Raw genomic sequence first — 17,995 nt, forward strand, 5'->3', positions numbered from 1 at the left:
GCTTGATAGTCCTCCGACGTTGGAGTACCCAACCCGTCGTGCTCACTGCCGGCCAGCACGACGGGTGTTTTTGTTGGCGGGAGTAGCATTCCGCCCTGCCGCGAGGCTCTGCAGCGAGTCAGGCTTCTGGGGTTGAACAACCCGCACATTTCAAGATGGATGCCCATTCGAGAGATGGGAGGGCACTCTCGGCCCGTTGAAATTTGTTGATGAAAAGGCTCGACTTTTGCCGACTTTAAGGGTGAATTCGGTCAAAACAGTTTTGCCGCAAACGTCCCGACAACGGAGAGTCTCACCGTGCAGGCGGTTCACACGGGGACATGTCCACTACGGTCCACCCACTGGAGATCGACTGTCGTCGCTCTCCTGGTGATGTGGGGTGTACACAGCCTGCCGGTTGACCAATTGTGGCCTGTGGCGTTTGCTCAAACGGCTGGCTTGCAGCCAGTCTTTTCAATCCAAGCGCCGCCGGGTCTGGTGGGAGCTACCCGGGCCGCTGGTCCCGGACCGGTGGCCAATTACTTTCAACCGGTGGAAATTCGCGGCCCGCACGGACTGCAAATCGCCTTTGCCGACCAGAACGGTTTCACCGAGTTCCACAATCTTCCCGTCACGGCGGGGTTGCTGGTGGGTCGTGTTTACCGGTTAAAAGTGGCGGGCATTCCTCAGGCTGAAGGTGTTGAGCTTTTCCCTTCGCTGGAGGTAATCGACCGGCTCTATCCACCACCGGGACAGGAACGTCATTTCCCGATTATCGTGGAGTTGCATCCTGACGATCTGCGGCTGGCCATGGAGGGAAAATACGTCACCCGGGTCATCTATCTGGAGGATCCGCAGCAGGCACTTCCCGTGGCGGAGGGAACCGGCGGCCAGCTCTGGTTTGAGGTACGTCACGACCAAGATCCGCTCGCGGTGGCGGATGCGCTGGGGCGTCCGCTGGTGATTGTCCGAATGGGTGGTCGTGTTCCGCTTCCTGAGGAGGAATCCAACCCTGCCTTTCTGTTTGGATCACCGCCTCTGGTCGTTTTTCCACCCAAGGTGAAGGTGTTGCCTGGTCCTCCATCAGGGAATTCCCCGGCCACGGCACCGCATCCGACACCGGAGGGCCGTCGTCCATGAATGGGAGTCTTGTTCGGACTGACGGGGAGACAGGCATGTCGCCTTGGTTACGGTTACTTTTGATTGCGATTTGCACACTTATTTTCTGCTCTTGCAAAACGGTGTCGAAAGATGCCGCTCAGATAAGTGGGCGTGCCCCCCTGCCCTCCCCTGATTCCAATCCGTCACAACTCGCCACGTATTCGGGTCAAGAGGCAGTCCGACCAGTGAGCTATTCTGCTGGGGATGTCGGCCCCGGAGTTTCGTCGAACGCAGGAGCGGCGGAAGTTTCTGACGGAGGCCACCCGCTGATGATGGCTTCGCCGACGGTTCCTCCTGCAATTCGGGGACCGATTTATGTGGATGCTCAAGGAAATGTGCTTCCCCGCGGCACCCCACCAGGTGCGGTAACCGGCGCGTGGACTCCTCCCGGTATTGCCGCCCCCTGGCCGCAGGATGAGTTTCTCGCCGACGGTGGCGACCTTCCCCCATTTGCCGGGCTGGCCGAGAATGGTGTCACTGGCATCAACCCCGAAGATACCGTGGCAAGGTTTCAAACTGCGGATGGCAAAAGCCGCGTCCAGGCTTTCAATCGGGTCTTCATTTACAGCCCACGTTTTGCCTCGGTCCGCCAGGTGGTGGGCGTTCAAGCAGACGAACAAGCCGAAAAAGTGGTGGGAGTCTCGACCCCGACCCATATGGCCCGCATTGAGGAAGTTCAATCCGTGGGGATGGGCACACAAAATTACCAGGCCCGAGCCGGAGTGCAACACCGCGGTCTGGCAATCTTCGAGAGTGGCCAGCGCGACGGAGCAGTCTCCCAGGCACTGGGACCGCGGGGCTTCTCCGACGCTTTCAAGCCTTACGAGAATTTCAGCCTGATCGTCAAAGGTCAGATGGTGGCCGACGAAATGCCCACACTGGCCCAAAGCATCCAGGCAGCCATCGCATGGACCGCCGATTCGCAGATTCAGGTGGTGGTGAATGGCCGTGCCGCATCCGAAGAAGTCGGCGTAAGCCGTGTTCACAGTCTCTATCGCGTGCAAAGCCGTTACGGAGAGGGCAAACTGCGACTGGTCAAAGTCGCATCGACTGCTACCGCGCTGCCTGGCGAAGCGGTTGATTTTACGCTTCGGTTTGATAACGTGGGCACCGTTCCGATCACGGATCTCGTCATCATCGACAATCTCTCCACGCGATTGGAGTACGTCGATGGGTCGTCGCAGGCGAGTAAGGGAGTGGAGTTCTCCGTCCAGCGCAATGAAGCAGGTTCGTTGACCCTCCAGTGGCGATTGACCGAGCCACTCCCACCCGGCGAAGGCGGCGTCATTCGCTTCCAGTGCCGAGTGCGATAGTCCGCCCGCTTATCCTGGAATCCGTCGTACCCGGAGACATGTGCCCGAGGCCACTTGAGGCGGCTGGCCGATCGCTACGAACGATGTCAATGAGCTGGCCGACCGAATCGGCTTTTTTCCGAGACTCATCCACGGTTACTCGCACCCGACAGGGTCCCCACATCCGACCTATCCCCACTTGTTGCGAGACATCGCAGGCTCCATGTGCTGAGGACACAAATCGTGAATTGGCCCTACATTCAAACATTCAAATAGAAACTGAAGCAAGGGGAGCGTAGTGGACCGGGCCACGTGGTGGTAACATACAGGGTTCGCACGTCAAGGGCTTTTTTCCCTTCGGGATGTATGAGGCACGCGTTATGCTCGACTCTTGGATCGCCCACCGCATGCGCCAGTTTGATGCGTCCGGGATCCGTAAGGTTTTTGAACTCGGTGCTCGGCTGAAGAATCCTATTAACCTTTCGATCGGACAGCCGGACTTTGATGTTCCCGAGGCGGTCAAGCAGGCAGCAATTGACGCCATTCAAGCGGGAAAAAACGGTTATTCGGTGACCCAGGGAATCGCCCCTCTACGGGAGAAGTTGCAGGAACTTATCGCTCAGCGCTACGGCCACCCGGATCGCGAAGTTTTCGTGACGAGCGGTACCAGCGGCGGTCTGGTGCTGGCCATCCTCTCCCTGGTCAACCCAGATGAAGAGGTCATCATTTTTGACCCGTATTTTGTCATGTACGAGGCACTCATCCATATCGCCGGCGGCGTGCCTGTGGTGGTTGACACATATCCAGACTTTCGGATCGATGTGAATCGCGTGGAAGCTGCCCTGTCGCCTCGGACGAAAATGATCATCGTGAATAGTCCGGCAAATCCAACCGGAGTGGTGGCCAACGAGCAGGAGCTTCGAGATCTCGCCGACTTGGCAGAACGGCGCGGGATCGTGCTCCTCAGTGACGAAATTTACCGGGACTTCTGCTACGATCAGCCTTTCGTATCCCCGGCTCAGTTCAATCCCTCCACGATTGTCGTGGAAGGATTCAGCAAAAGTCACGGGATGCCGGGATGGCGGGTCGGTGTGGCCCATGGACCGAGAGCAGTCATCCAACAGATGCTCAAGCTCCAGCAGTATAGTTTTGTGTGTGCCCCCCAGCCGTTTCAGTGGGCGGCTCTAACGGCTTTGGATGTGGACATGTCAGCCTATTTTGCCGCTTATCGGCGAAAGCGGGATCTGATCGTGGAAGGTCTCCGTGACATTTATGATCTAGTCACGCCTCACGGTGCATTTTACGCTTTTCCCAAGGCACCCTGGGGGACCGCCACAGAATTCGTCATGGAAGCGATCGAAAAACACAACCTGCTCATCATTCCGGGCAACGTATTCAGTCGGCGGGACACCCACTTCCGCATTTCCTACGCCGCACCAGACGAGGTCATCCAGCGTGGCATTGAGGTCCTACGGCGAATGGCCAGGCGGGTCTAAACCGCGGAGCAAGGTCCCTGTTCGGCTTTGTCAGTCCAGCGGGCTGGCCGGTAAGGAAAAAGTGGTGAGACACGTGACGGCATTCTCAGGCCGTCTTTTGTCTTGCCACGGGATGTCCGAGAAGCGGTTTTCGCCCCTCCACGACGTCCACATCCACGATGTAGCGGTAGCCGGGCGGCTGATCAGGAAGAGAGAATAAGGCGTCCAGCATGATGCTTTCGACGATCGAGCGTAAACCGCGGGCACCGGTACCCTTCTCGTAGGCTTTCCTGGCAATAAGCTGGAGAGCTTCGTCGGTGAACTCCAGCTCGGCGTTCTCCATGGCGAATAGTTCCTGATACTGCTTGACCAGCGCGTTTTTCGGCTCGGTAAGCACTCGGACCATGGCCGGCACATCGAGCGGACGGAGGGCCGTGACCACTGGCAACCGACCGATAAACTCCGGAATCATTCCGAACTCAACCAGGTCTTCACTTGTCACGTGCGACAGGAGGTATTCACGCCGGAGCTCCTCTTCTGACAGTCCCCCCTGCTTACCCGGGACTCCGGAAGCAAATCCGATGGAACGTTTCCCCAACCGTCGCGCAATGATTTCTTCCAGTCCTACAAAGGTCCCGCCGCAGATAAAGAGGATATTCGTCGTATCAACCTGGATGTACTGCTGTTCGGGATGTTTGCGGCCACCCTGCGGGGGAACGTTGGAAATCGTCCCTTCCAGCATCTTGAGCAGGGCCTGCTGAACCCCCTCTCCCGACACATCGCGCGTGATCGAGAGGTTGTGGCTAGTTTTGCGGATTTTGTCGATCTCGTCGATATACACAATTCCCCGCTGAGCCGCCTCGATGTCAAAATCTGCCGCGTGGAGCAATTTGAGGAGAAGATTTTCCACATCTTCTCCCACATAACCTGCCTCCGTGAGTGTTGTGGCATCGCCAATGGCGAAGGGAACATCGAGGAGCTTGGCCAGGGTCTGCGCGAGGAGTGTTTTTCCGGAGCCCGTCGGACCGATCAGGAGAATGTTGGACTTATCAATCATCACGTCGGACGAGCCGCGATGCATCAGACGGCGGTAATGCGTGTACACCGCTACGGCAAGGACTTTCTTGGCCTCTTCCTGCCCTACCACAAATTCGTCGAGCTTGGCCACGATTTCGCGCGGTGTGGGCACCCGGGCAAAAAGAGGCCGCGCTGTGCCCGTGCGGCGCCGCTCCTGCTCCAAAATCGACTGGCAAAGATCGATGCAATCGCCGCAGATATAGACATCACCAGGTCCCTCTACGAGGGGGCCAACATCCCGATAACTTTTGCGGCAAAAGGAACAGAACGCACTCTTTTTGCTCGCACTGGCATTGCGTCGACCCGAGGTGAAGTCCCGTCCTGTTGGCATGCTCGTGATCCCCGGTGGCTAAGACAGTTCCGTATAGACTCCAGGCCCGACCTCGCACAACTCGCGACAGGACACCGCCCCGCCAAATAGTATGTGCCAGGTTTCGATGCTTTCTCGCCCCTCCTGACATTGATTGGTCATCGGCTATCGGACCACTAAATCGGGTACGCAACACGGGCCGTGGATGTTATTTGAATAATCAGAACGTCGGGCACTGTCCGAATTTTTTCACATACTTGCTGGTCGTTTTAGCCCCCCTTCGCGCGGGATAACCGTCGTCTGATCTACTACCGGACGACTTTCCCCCGGCCCTCCAGGGAATCCTTCATCTTTTCGGCGATTGCGCGGTATTCGGCGTCGCTTAATCGGCCTTCTCTTTTCAAACGTTCCAAGTCGAGAAGCGAGTCCTCATGCTCTGCCGCGTCGCTGGTCACTTCACGCCGAAATTTTTGTAGGACGTAGATCCCCACCGCAATAAAAGCAACGAGCGCCGCCAGCCACGGCAGAAGAGCTACGATGATTTGGAAAGTTCGAAGCATGAGCAACACCGTGTTGTGCACAATGTTTAGGGTGCCTGCTACCGCTGCTAGAGGGCCCGTCGACGGAGGTTCACTCCACGCTTGCGACTTGCCTGCCCCTAGGATCACGACCAATTGACACTATTCCCGCATCTCATCAGTATTGTACCGTATTTTGAGCCGCCAGAGTCTCAGGTGCTGCGCGAGCGGTTTTGCACCAAGACGGGATATTCGGCGTCCGGCGGCCTGGTTGCTTACCACTTCGGCTTCTCCCCATTTGAAAACGCGGCTTGTTGACATGGATCCGCGGCAAGGGCTATGCTCAACGATCATTGGAGAGCCGGCCTGGGTCGAATATGGCTGAGTGCAGATAAATACAAGGGGTGACGAGGAGCGGTATATGTCGGCGGCATTGACGCGAATTCTCGACTGCGGTGTGGTGGCCGTCATGCGATCGGACCGCGGGGATGTCCTAGCGGACGTGGCGGAGAGCTTGGCCTCAGGCGGTGTCACAGCCATTGAGGTGACTTTCACTGTACCCCAGGCGCACCGAGTTTTGGAATCGGTTGCCAGTCGGTTGGCGGATCGTATCGTGCTGGGCGCTGGGACGGTGCTTGATCCCGAAACCGCCCGCATCGCAATTCTTTCAGGAGCTGAATTCATCGTCAGTCCGACGCTCAACGTAGCGGTCATTGAAATGTGCAAACGTTACGGGAAGCTCGTTTTCCCGGGGGCGTTCACTCCCACGGAGATTTTGACGGCCTGGCAGGCGGGGGCAGACATTGTGAAAGTTTTTCCCGCAGACGTGGGGGGACCCGCCTACTTTAAGGCGATTCATGGCCCCCTCCCCTCTATCCGACTCATGCCGACCGGCGGCGTAGATCTGAACACGGCCGCCGATTTCATACGGGCAGGAGCCTGCGCCCTGGGAGTGGGAAGCGCTCTTGTTCAGCCCCAACTCGTTCGGTCGGGCAATCTCGCTGAAATCGAGTCCCTGGCCCGACGATTCGTGGAAATCGTCAAACAGGCTCGCGCCGAAAACGAATACCGAAAATAGCTCGCTCTGCCATCGCTGGGTGGAAAGGTCGATCCCACGCCTTGGTTTGCTCGTGCAGTTGGTTCGCGCACGGGACACCCATCGGATTTGGCTGTTGGAAGGCTTAACTATGCCAAGCTCCGTTCTTTCTGCACTTGAATTTCTTCTGCAAGAAAGTGTGCCGGAGAGCTTTGTCTGGGTTACGTACGGAGATGATGAATATCTCCATACGCTTACTCTCCAGAAACTCCGAAAGATCTGGCTTCCACAACCAGAGGACGAGCTCAATCTTTCGGAGTTTTCTGGGGATGATACCACCTGGGCAGACGTCTACCGTGAGTTGGTGACGGTCAGCATGTTCACAACACATCCTCGGGTGGTAATTGTTACAGAGGCCGATAGTTTTGTGAGTCGGTACCGGGTGGAGCTCGAAAAATGGGTCAGCGAGAGTTCCCGTCGAAACATCCTCGCGCTCTCTGTGCATCAGTGGTTACCGCAAACGCGGCTCGCTAAGCTGGTTGCGGAAAAGGGCGTGGTCATCGAGTGCTCGTTCAGCAAAAGAAAGCATCCGGAGCTTGTATCATGGATCAAAAAATGGGCGCGGCAGCAGTATGGGCTCATCTTAGAGTCCGAGGCCACCGAGCTGCTCTTAGAATCCGTCGGGCCGATCTGCGGCCTGATTGACCAGGAATTACGAAAACTGGCCGGTTTGGGCAAAAAGTCCGTTACCACGGAGATGGTGCGGGAGCTGACGGGCACATGGCGGACCAAGACGGTATGGGAAATCATTCATGCGGCCCTGGAGGGAAAGACAGCGGTGGCACTGAGCGAAGTTCACCGACTGCTTGAGGCCGGGGAAACCCCGCTGGGAATCTTGGGGATGATGACCGCTATGCTCCGACGGTACACCTTGGCCACTCACCGCTATCTGCATCCCCTCCCCGGTCAGCCTCGCGTGACGCTTCAGGGAGCACTCTCAGAATCAGGCGTGCCCGGATTTGCACTGAAAGACGAGGAAATGCGACTTCGCCGGTTAGGGCGTCACCGTGCAGCGCAGCTCGTGCACTGGCTCCGCAAGGCTGATGCCGCCATGAAGGGGAGCCTTGCAACCGAGCCAAGGCTCATTCTGGAACGGCTCATTGTGGTGCTCGGACAGCCTGAAGCAGCGGACGGTCGATTGGCACCGCTGTAAGGTTCCCGTCATGTTGAATGTTTGAGGGCATATTCAGGGTGTTGCTTTCTAGACACGCACCCTCACAATGAGTAGACTTGAGCTAACAGAAGGGGCGTCTGGCACACCAGGGCGCCGCAAAACGTTCGTCGCTCCCCCGGGAATGTTTTGATCGCTTGTGATTGAAGAAGGACCAGCGCTATGAATCGTGTGAGTCGTCGTGCCTTTATCGGGACCTCGTTGAGTGCACTTGCCTCAACCTGGGCTGTGCCCACACTCGTTAAGGCGGAAAGGGCCAACGAAAAGGTGGGGATGGCGATCATTGGGGTTCGCGGTCGAGGAGGCGAACATATCGACGCTTTTCTGAGCGATCCACGCGTGCAAATCCTCTACATCGTGGACGCCGATGAGAAAGTCGGTCAGGGACGCGTCGAGCAAATCTTCAAGAAAAAGGGTTTCCGTCCCAAGTTTGTGCGGGATCTTCGCGAAGCGCTCGACGATCCGGCGGTCGATGCGATCAGCACGGCCACCCCGAACCACTGGCACGCCCTCTGTGGAGTGTGGGCGATGCAGGCCGGGAAGGACGCGTATATCGAAAAGCCTATCTGCCATGACATCGCCGAGGGTGCGGCTCTGGTAGCAGCTGCCAGGAAGTACAAGCGCATCTGTCAGGTGGGAACACAGTGCCGCTCCAATCCGGCGATTCGGGATGCGATCGCTTTCCTGCACTCCGGCGGGATCGGTGAGGTGAAATTTGCTCGCGGGCTGTGCTACAAGCGGCGCAAGTCCATCGGTCCCAAGGGCGATTACCCCATTCCACCCGAGGTCGATTTCAATCTCTGGAGTGGTCCGGCACCGTACACCACACCCCGGTGCACACGACCGAATTTCCACTATGATTGGCACTGGCAACGGCTATATGGTAATGGCGACCTGGGCAACCAGGGGCCTCATCAGACCGACATCGCTCGGTGGGGACTCGGGATTAACAGTCACCCCATCAGCGTCATTTCCTACGGCGGCCGCCTGGGTTACCAGGCCGAGCGTCACGATGATAATTACGTCGATGCCGGCGATACTGCGAACACGGAGGTTTCCATCTATGATTATGGCGACAAGTGCATCGTTTTCGAAACCCGCGGTCTCTCAGTGGCCAACTCCGCCGATGATGAGATCAACTTCTTTTTCCAGGGTATCTCGGAGAACAAGATTGGCGTGATCTTCTATGGGTCCGATGGCTATCTCGTCCAGCGGACGTACACCCACTGTGTGGCGTACGACAAAAATAAAAAACCCATCAAAGAATTTACAGGCGCCGGCAACCACTTCGCCAACTTTATCGACGCATGCATCAGCCGCAACCCGAAAGAGCTTAATTCCGACGCCTGGGAGGGACACCTCTCGGCGGCCATCAGTCACTTGGGCAACATTTCCTATTACCTCGGGGAAAATAACAAGGTTTCGCCCGAGGAAGCCAAGCGCGTGCTGGCCAACGTTAAGAGCCTGGATGACAATGTTGCGACCCTGGAACGGACGTTGCGACATCTTGTGGACAACGGCGTCGATCTGAAGAAATATCCCATCTCTATGGGACCGCTCTTAAAGTTCGATCCCGAGAAGGAAATCTTCCCGGACTCACCGGAAGCGACAGCGTTGACGACGCGGGAGTATCGTGCACCGTTCGTTTGTCCAACAGCGGACAAAGTGTGAGCATCAGGCGGGACCACTCGCCTTGCCCAAGATCCGCCAACTTTAGGCCCCGTCGCGGTGAACAGTATTCCGAGACCCTATTATCCAGGTCGACGCGAAAAACCACGACGGGGCCAGATGATGTTTTGAAAAGCGGGACGGTTGAAGCTCCCAAGTCCAGCAGGGAGGATCGCCATGCTGGACCGACCGATGAGGCGTCTGTTTGCAGGCAGCGTCGTGACAGCGGGGCTTATCCTGGCGGCATACGCCGTCATGAGAAGCGTTTTCTTCGTATCGGAACAGGTTCAACGAAACGCTGATTCTGAGCCGGCAATGACCTGGATGGATGCAACTCATGATACCGCGGGAGGAGCATCGGAGCAGTCTGCGGAGTCCTCCCCGCAGCAGTCAACAACACACAGCGAAAGGGCCGACACGAGCCAACAGAAGGAATCATTCGAGCTGAAGCCGGGACCATGTCACCCGGTATTCCCGCCTGAACCGGAGGCTTTTCGTTTGGCGCGGCAGAAGATGGTTCAATTTCAGCTTCGTTCCCGCGACATCACTGACCCGCAGGTCCTCCACGTGATGGGCCGTATTCCACGACATGAATTTGTACCGGAAGACGTCATCATCGAGGCTTACGACGACCATCCCCTGCCCATTGGCTACCACCAAACCATTTCGCAGCCGTATATCGTCGCACTCATGACGCAGTTGGCGCGTCCGCGTCCCCACCACCGGGCTCTCGATATTGGGACAGGTTCAGGATATCAGGCGGCAATCCTTGCCGAGCTGTGCCGCGAAGTGTACAGCATCGAGATCGTAGAACCGTTAGCCAAAGAGGCGGCTGAGCGGCTGAAACGCCTCGGTTACACGAACGTGGTCGTGAAGACCGGTGACGGTTACCGCGGCTGGCCGGAGAAGGCCCCGTTCGATGTCATCATTGTGGCAGCAGCTCCCGATCATATCCCGCAACCCCTTGTGGATCAACTCGCGGTGGGCGGACGGCTCGTCATTCCCGTGGGACGCGTGGAACAACAACTTGTTGTGATTGAGAAACGGCCCGATGGATCCATTCACCGGGAAAGCGTGGCCCCGGTTCTTTTTGTCCCCATGACAGGCGAAGCCCAGCGGCGGTCGCGATGAGATCTCTCTTTGTGGCGGCGTGTCCGAACAAACTTCAGCAGAGGGGAATGATACCGATGGCGATGCCGAGCCACGTGGAAGTTCTCACTCAATGGGGGCACAAGCGACAGAGTAATTTTGTGGCGGTGCGACAATATAGCAGAATCGGGGTTTTGCGTACGTGGCACATCCTGGTACTAACCGCAGCGTTCGCAGCCTGGCACATGTCCCCACTCCTTGCTATTGAGGGCGTATTCAACGGCTCCTTCGAACAGGATAACGATCGTGACGGCACTCCAGATGGATGGAGAACGGCCGGTCGAGGGACGATTGTCCAACGTCTGGAGAGGGTACCCCTGCCCGAGGGCGGTTACGCGGCACGACTTACCTGCACGCAGTTCGAAGGGGGCTTCCCCGACAGTCACGCCATGCTGTGTCAGCTCAATGTGTTGTCGGTGAAACGCGGACAATGGTATCGGCTGCGGCTGCGGGCCAAGGCCGAAGAGCTTGTCGCGGGAAGCGTCTCCGTCGCATTGGTCAACTATCGAAATTGGACTCCGACTGGGCTGCAGGAAGTCTTTTCCCCTACAAGTCAGTGGGAATCCTTCGAGTTTTATTTCCGCGCCACAACTGACCTGCCGGCTGAAGAAAGTCGGTTTCAAATCTACTTTCAAAGCACTGGCACGCTCTGGCTGGACGACGTGGAGCTGACTCCCGTGCCAGGATTCCGGCCCCAAAGACTTCCGCAGCTCGTCACCACCGGCGACAAAAATTTTCTTCCCAATAGTAGCTTTGAGCTGGGAGGTTTTGGCTGGGGAAGCCTCGGCCAGGGCAGAACAACCTGGGCCGCCAACCTTTTCCGTCTGGAAGGTGAGCTTGATGAATCACAGGCGTATCACGGCCACCGCAGTTGGAAACTGACTGTTTCCCACGACAAGCGTTCGCGGATCTACTTTGATTATTTTGATCCCTCCGTAACAGAAGTTCGGCGGTTTCTCATTGCCCACGAAGGCTGGGTGGCTCTCGAACCCGGAAACACCTACGAGTTCTCGGCAGCGGTGAAAGGGACCCGGCCAGGGGTTCCTGTTGTGATACAAATCAGACAGGATGATCGCACCCGAACATGGAATTTCCAAGCGGGAAGCCAGTGGCAGCGGTTGACTGTCCGATTTTCAGCCGAAGGGGCTTATGCATATGGGGCCATTGGGCTGGATGCGAGCAACATCGACGAGGACACCACCCTGTGGGTTGACGCCGTTCAATTCCGACGAGTGTCAGCTCCAGAAGATTCGCTTTCATACGCCCCGGCTCGATTGGTCGAATCGTGCGTGGTGACCGATCAGCCGGGAAATATTTTCACAGCCCCCGATCGGGGTTTGACCCTTCGCCTGCGTGCCTACAACGCAGATTCTAAAGCTCATCGGCTGCGTGGAAAGCTTTCGATCGATGACTACCGCGACCGCACAGTTCACACAGAAACCGTGGCTGTGGATATCCCGCCCGATACATGCGTGGAAAAGGTCTTCGATAGCCTCCTCGTCGGTAAGAAAGGCTTTTTCCGCATCACCTGGCAGCCGGAAGGGGAAATAAGCCAAGTGTTGCGGGCAGCACTTATCGAACCGTATCGCGAACAGGATAGTGCCTTTGGAATGAATCACGCCTTTCCGGTAGATTTCCTGATTCCGCTGGCCCATCAGGCCGGGTTGCGGTGGTGGCGGGATTGGTCGTGTCAGTGGCGGCTTATCCAATCTGCCCCAGACGCTCCGTTCGACTTTGCCATTCCCGACCAGCAAATCGACCGTGTGCTGGCACTCAACGGAGAGGTTCTTATGCTCCTCCCCTTCCCTGCTACTCCGTGGGCCGCAGCCGCCGATTTAGAGCGCATCGCACAAGAAGCCCAATCGAATTCCTACCTCAAGGAACGTCTCGTGATCGCTCAGAAACCCAAAAACATCTCGGCCTTTGGGGCGTATGTTCGCGCCGCCATGACGCACTACCGGAACCGTTTGCGCTGTATTGAAATCCTGAACGAACCGCTGTTCACAAGTTATGCCCTGCCCAATTCCTACGGGTGGAATGTTTTCGACTACATCGACTTACTGCGATCGGCGTACCGGGCAGCGAAAGAGGTCGATCCAGATTGTGTGGTCGTGGGTGGGATCGCTGCGCCGCCCGAATCCCGCTGGGTTCGCGATTTCATTGAAGCCGGTGGCCTCGCGTGGTGCGACGTGATGAATCTCCACCTCTATCCGCACCGGGGATCGCCGGACACTTACGAAGAAGCCTTCCTTCGCTGCCGCGACATGATGCGTCAGGCAGGTTTTGCGAGCAAGCCAATCTGGGTTACCGAGATCGGGTGCTACGCGGATGACGATCCACCATTGCTTCCATTTCGGGTGGGGGATGACGCCATGAACCGAAGCCTGCGCCCCAGCGAGTGGCGGGCATCCATCGATCTGGTCAAATTCGCCGCCGTGATGGGCGCAGCGGGAGTAACAAAAATCTTTTATCATGCGGGCACGTGCGGATCACTGAACGAAAACACCGCGGGAAACATCTTTTTCGAGTATGGCGGTTGTCCGCGGAAAATGTATGCCGCTCAGGCTGCCCTGGCGCAGTTCCTCAGCCCCGATCTGGTATTTCAGGAAAAAGAAACCTGGCATCCCTCCCTCCAGGTTTATCGTTTCCAAAGCCGGGGACGGGAAGTTGTCATTCTGTGGGCTAAAAAGCCCATGAAGTGGCAGGTGCCGGCACTTTACGAGGCCTTCGACCTAATGGGAAATCGCCTTGCCTTCTCGGAATTGACACTGGATGATGAGCCGCTCTATCTTGTTCGAAAAGGACCTTGAAACCCTTCCTCTGCTTCGATACCCACACGGCAGCAAATATGGCGAAAACAAGTGGCAGCAGCGCACAGGCGACGGCTCCAAAAAATGTGATCATTCGGGCAAGCGCCGGGTCAGGAAAAACCTATCAACTCACCAATCGCTTGCTCGCGCTTCTGTTTGCCGGAACTCCGATAGAAAGCATCCTTGCCACCACGTTCAGCAGAAAAGCTGCTGGTGAGATCCTCGATCGGCTGATGTCGCGGCTGGCAAAAGCGGCCCAGGATACCAAACAGTGCGAGGAATTGAGCAATGCGATCGGGGTAGACGTTACTCCGCAGGAATGCCTCGCCATTCTTCGCAAAATCATCAAGTATTTCCACCACGTCCAAATTCGGACACTGGACAGTTGTTTCGTTCGCGCGGCACAAGCGCTGAATTTTGAGCTGGGACTCTGGCCAGATTGGCAGATCGATGAAGGAGACCAAACGGAACGCATCAATCGGATTATCCTTGCGGAAATCCTCCATCAGCGGGATCAGGTACGCCAGTGGATGCAATTCCTCTTCAAAGGGCAAGCGGTCCGGACAATCACCGCCCAGCTTCGCGATATTATCACGGCGTATTACGAAAATGTGTTTCTGGAAGCGGAACCAAAGGCCTGGGAAGCCGTTCACAAACGGCCGACTCTCTCTTCCAGTGAGCTGACAAACGCCTTAGACCAGCTTAGAGAACTCTCTGCCCGGGATTATAAGACTTCCCTGCGCGACGCACTGGCGTCCGATCTCGAGCGAGCTTCCAGCGAGAATTGGGAAGAATTTCTGAAACGCGGGATCGCAGCAAAGGTCGCTATCGGAGAAAACTGTTACAAACGGGTACCCATTCCCCCCGAGCTTAAAAAGTGCTACCAACCCCTGGTTGATCACGCGAAAGCTGTTATCCTCAACCGGCTGGTAGACCAGACACTCGCCACGTACAAACTGCTGCACGAGTTCCACCAGCGTTACACAACAGCATTGCGTGACCGGGGAATCCTCCGTTTCAGCGACGTGGCACGGCTGTTGCATAACTTTTTGCAAGCCAACGGCTCCGCAGGGCTTTCCCTTTGGCAGCGAAGGCTCGGTTGGCGAATCCGCCATCTGCTTTTGGACGAATTCCAGGACACGTCGGCTGTGCAGTGGGCTGTTCTGGCGCCTTTCGCCAAGGAGGTGTGCCAATCGCAGGACGGTTCGTTCTTCTGCGTTGGTGACGTGAAGCAATCCATTTATGGCTGGCGGGGTAGTGAACCGGGAATCTTCGCACGTATCGAATCCGAGTTACCCCACGTGGATGTCCAAAATCTGGACATCACGTGGCGGTCGAGCCCGATTATTGTGGATGTCGTCAACCGTGTCTTCTCGACACTCACGGAGAACCCTGTCATCACCCGCCAGGATAACCTGCCTTTCTGGCGGCGAGCTGCGGAAACCTGGGTGTTGCAGTTCAGCGCGCACCACACCACGCGTGCCGAGTACCCCGGTTACTGCTGCGTGGTGGTTCGCCAAAAAGGCGGTCAGTCCGAGGAAGATGAAACGGACGGCGAGGACGCGACTCCTGCGGATCCGATTCTAGTGGAATGGATTGGAGAGGTTTATCAGGCGCCGAGTAAGCCCACTATCGGTGTCCTCGTGCGCACGAACGCGGCCATCGACCCGATTGTTGCGGCCTTGCGGGGGGCGGGGTTCGAGGTCAGTCAGGAGGGGCGTAATCCCGTCACCACCGCCGTTTCTGTGCAACTCGTTCTGAACGTCCTGCGGATTGCTGATCATCCCGGTGATACCGCAGCCGCCTTCCGGCTGGGTCATTCACCGCTGGCTTCCCTCTTGGACTGGAACGAGTTTCCCCAGTGGGATGCACCGACGCGGCTTGAAAAGTCGCTCGAAACATCTCATCGACTGCGGGAGCGTCTGCTGGACGAAGGTTACGGTAAAGTAATCCGCGAGTTTGCCAACGCGATCAGCGAACATACCCCCCGCGAAGAACACTTGTGGCTGGAAAAACTCGTGGAATTGGCCCACCTCTATGACAAGCAAAGGACCCTCCGGGCAGACGACTTTATCAGATGGCTGGAACATCAACAGGTGGCTGATCCGCAACTCACCCGCATCCGCGTGATGACCGTCCACGGCGCCAAAGGCCTGCAATTTGATGCCGTCTTTCTGCCCGACCTGGATGAGCCTGTGGGCCGCCGCACAGGCCATCTTGTCTACGCTCGACCATCTCCCGGTCAACCCATCGATTGGGTGTTACGGGGCATCAACCAGGAACTCATCAAGGCCAATGTTTTTGAATCTGACCTGGTCGAGCGCTACTATACGTTTCAACAGCGATGTGTAGAGGAAGATTTTTCACTGCTGTACGTGGCCATGACACGCGCGGTCCACGGTCTTTACATATTCGTGTCGCCGACCGGCTCGGGCCGTTGGGGCCCGCCTAAAACGCTGGCCAGCATCGTGTGGAATGGGCTGCAGACGCCTGCTCCCCAAACTCCGGGCGATATTTTGTTTGAGCACGGCCAGCGCGACTGGTTCAACCGGTGCCCGACCAGTGTCTCCCCCCCACCAATGCGAGACGACACAACCCCAACTCTTTCTCCCCTGCGAAGCCACCCTGGGCGTCTTCGCCGATCCATTCCGTGGCGGACGCCCCACGAAATGGAGGGAACCGGAATTTCTGCGGATGTCGTGCTGCGATTTCAACCCGTCCGATCTCTTGCGAAGGGAAGTGTGTGGCACATGTGGTTTTCCCGGGTTCGCTGGCTCGATCAACAGGGAATCCCCTCTCGCGAAGAATTGCGAAAAACGTTGGCCCTTTATCCCGAACTGTCCGAAGCCTTCGAAACACTCTATCGCGAATTCGTGGAAATGCTCGGCAGGCCCAACATCAAACGGGTCCTCAGTCTTGTGGAATACCAAAGAGCAAACCCGTCTGGATACCGTGTGCCCGCACAGTTGGCGAACGACCTAGCGAATCCACGATGGGAAGTTTTTTTGGAACAGCCGTTCGTGGTTGATGCGGCGGGGGCTTTTTGCCGCGGTCAATTTGACCGGATTGTCGTTCTCTTTGATGGACACCAGCCGATCGCGGCTGATGTGATCGATTTCAAGACGGACGAGATCACTCTGGACCAGCTTGCCGGTCGTGTACAATTCTATCGGTCTCAGCTTGTCATGTATCGGGAGGCGGCCGCACGCTGGTTGCATGTGCCGGAAGAACGTGTGTCGGCACGTCTGGTGTTCACGCAACCGGGCGAGGTCATTCGTGTCGTTTAGAGAAGGCCGACAAGACCGTTCATCAAGAAAAAAGATCATGGCAGACCGGTCCTTCGATCTGCCATGATCTTCATCCTGAAATCGGGGACATCGGCAGGCATCCCGCCTCCCGGCAGGTTACTTCTTGTATCGGCTAACGCGGCGAATTTCTCCAGCCAAAAATTTATTCGCCTTCGATTCATCAGTCGTTCGACCTAGGCCACCTGGTACTTCGCCCATAGGTCAGCGACCACGAGAAAACGGGACCACATCTTATGCAGCTACTCCCCTGCCCCTCCATCAAATTTGCCAGGAGAGGTGGGAGTGCAGCCACATGCTGCGAAACGCTCCCAGCCCCTCATAGGCCTTGCCACTTCCCACCGGTGACATGCCCGGACTTTTTTCATCTCACAGTAGCCCGCCCAAACCTGGCTACAGCAGGTCGGGGTGAATTCACAGCACCCCTGCTGATAACCGAGCACCGCATAAGAGGGCGTACAACACGCAGGAGCGCCCAGATCTTTGGCAGGGGATTGGGCCCATACCGGCACCGCCGCGAAAAGCGAGAGAATCATCACAAACATTAAACTCCGAAAAACACGCATTTTTGCAGTCCCCATTTCTTGTGCGGACACTTTGCCAGAGTTGTCGCGTACGATTACGACAACCGTTTGCCTTATTCGTTATCGTCGTAAAAGCAGGGTCCTGTTACGGGAGGCAATTTCTGCCCGCAGGACGCACATGGTCGGCAATGTTTCCGCCCTCATATCGGGGTCAAGGTGATACTCGAAACCAGCCTTTCAATGAACAGGCGACGGACAAGTTAGCACATTACGCTATGACCTGCGGTCGGATGACTTCGCAGTGAATGGTGGCCATCTCGACCTTGAGCTTCTGAAAAGTGGCGTCATCCGGGCAAAGTCCCACGATTGCGCCACCCGAACCGGCAAACTTGGCGGGGACGCCCACTTTGCGTGCCCGTTCGACCATCTCGATGTGCTCCGGCGCCAGTTTCAATATCGA

The 17,995-nt window shown here is 56.9% G+C and carries 12 protein-coding genes; 9 read left to right on the forward strand and 3 right to left on the reverse strand.

Annotated elements, in window-relative coordinates; all coding sequences use genetic code 11:
* Positions 1-297 precede the first annotated feature (297 nt).
* From ABJK56_RS18995 to ABJK56_RS19005, 3 genes are all read left to right on the forward strand, one after another.
* The gene (locus tag ABJK56_RS18995) at positions 298-1,119 is read left to right on the forward strand and encodes a hypothetical protein (protein ID WP_347246262.1); all 822 of its coding nucleotides are present in this window, start codon (positions 298-300) and stop codon (positions 1,117-1,119) included.
* 290 nt (positions 1,120-1,409) lie between these two features.
* A complete protein-coding gene (locus tag ABJK56_RS19000; RefSeq protein WP_347246263.1) occupies positions 1,410-2,453 on the forward strand; it encodes a hypothetical protein in 1,044 nt (347 codons plus the stop codon).
* A gap of 359 nt (positions 2,454-2,812) precedes the next feature.
* The gene (locus ABJK56_RS19005; protein ID WP_347246264.1) at positions 2,813-3,928 is read left to right on the forward strand and encodes a pyridoxal phosphate-dependent aminotransferase; all 1,116 of its coding nucleotides are present in this window, start codon (positions 2,813-2,815) and stop codon (positions 3,926-3,928) included.
* 85 nt (positions 3,929-4,013) lie between these two features.
* On the opposite strand, the gene clpX is transcribed toward ABJK56_RS19005, so the two are convergent.
* A complete protein-coding gene (gene clpX, locus ABJK56_RS19010; RefSeq protein WP_347246265.1) occupies positions 4,014-5,315 on the reverse strand; it encodes an ATP-dependent Clp protease ATP-binding subunit ClpX in 1,302 nt (433 codons plus the stop codon).
* 287 nt (positions 5,316-5,602) lie between these two features.
* Entirely contained in the window at positions 5,603-5,854 is a 252-nt protein-coding gene (locus tag ABJK56_RS19015; protein ID WP_347246266.1) for a hypothetical protein, read from the reverse strand.
* 379 nt (positions 5,855-6,233) lie between these two features.
* On the opposite strand from ABJK56_RS19015, the gene eda reads away from it, so the two are divergent.
* The 6 genes from eda (at position 6,234) to ABJK56_RS19045 (ending at position 16,993) form a co-directional block, all read left to right on the forward strand.
* Entirely contained in the window at positions 6,234-6,890 is a 657-nt protein-coding gene (gene eda, locus ABJK56_RS19020; protein ID WP_347246267.1) for a bifunctional 4-hydroxy-2-oxoglutarate aldolase/2-dehydro-3-deoxy-phosphogluconate aldolase, read from the forward strand.
* Between the two features lie 109 nt (positions 6,891-6,999).
* Positions 7,000-8,061 carry a DNA polymerase III subunit delta gene (gene holA / locus ABJK56_RS19025; protein WP_347246268.1) on the forward strand — a complete coding sequence of 354 codons (1,062 nt, stop codon included), beginning with the start codon at positions 7,000-7,002 and terminating at the stop codon, positions 8,059-8,061.
* A gap of 180 nt (positions 8,062-8,241) precedes the next feature.
* Positions 8,242-9,750, forward strand: coding sequence for a Gfo/Idh/MocA family oxidoreductase (locus ABJK56_RS19030; RefSeq protein ID WP_347246269.1), 1,509 nt, complete (start codon positions 8,242-8,244; stop codon positions 9,748-9,750).
* 174 nt (positions 9,751-9,924) lie between these two features.
* Complete coding sequence (locus ABJK56_RS19035; protein ID WP_347246270.1) at positions 9,925-10,878, forward strand: protein-L-isoaspartate(D-aspartate) O-methyltransferase; 954 nt, start codon at positions 9,925-9,927, stop codon at positions 10,876-10,878.
* 56 nt (positions 10,879-10,934) lie between these two features.
* Entirely contained in the window at positions 10,935-13,706 is a 2,772-nt protein-coding gene (locus ABJK56_RS19040) for a hypothetical protein (RefSeq protein WP_347246271.1), read from the forward strand.
* Positions 13,707-13,744: 38 nt separating this feature from the next.
* Positions 13,745-16,993, forward strand: coding sequence for a UvrD-helicase domain-containing protein (locus ABJK56_RS19045; RefSeq protein ID WP_347246272.1), 3,249 nt, complete (start codon positions 13,745-13,747; stop codon positions 16,991-16,993).
* Between the two features lie 810 nt (positions 16,994-17,803).
* Here the strand turns inward: ABJK56_RS19045 and ABJK56_RS19050 are convergent.
* On the reverse strand, positions 17,804-17,995 hold a 192-nt coding region (locus ABJK56_RS19050), incomplete at its 5' end, for a hypothetical protein (protein ID WP_347246273.1).

This window comes from Thermogutta sp. (genome assembly GCF_039793925.1).
In the GTDB taxonomy this organism is placed as follows: domain Bacteria; phylum Planctomycetota; class Planctomycetia; order Pirellulales; family Thermoguttaceae; genus Thermogutta.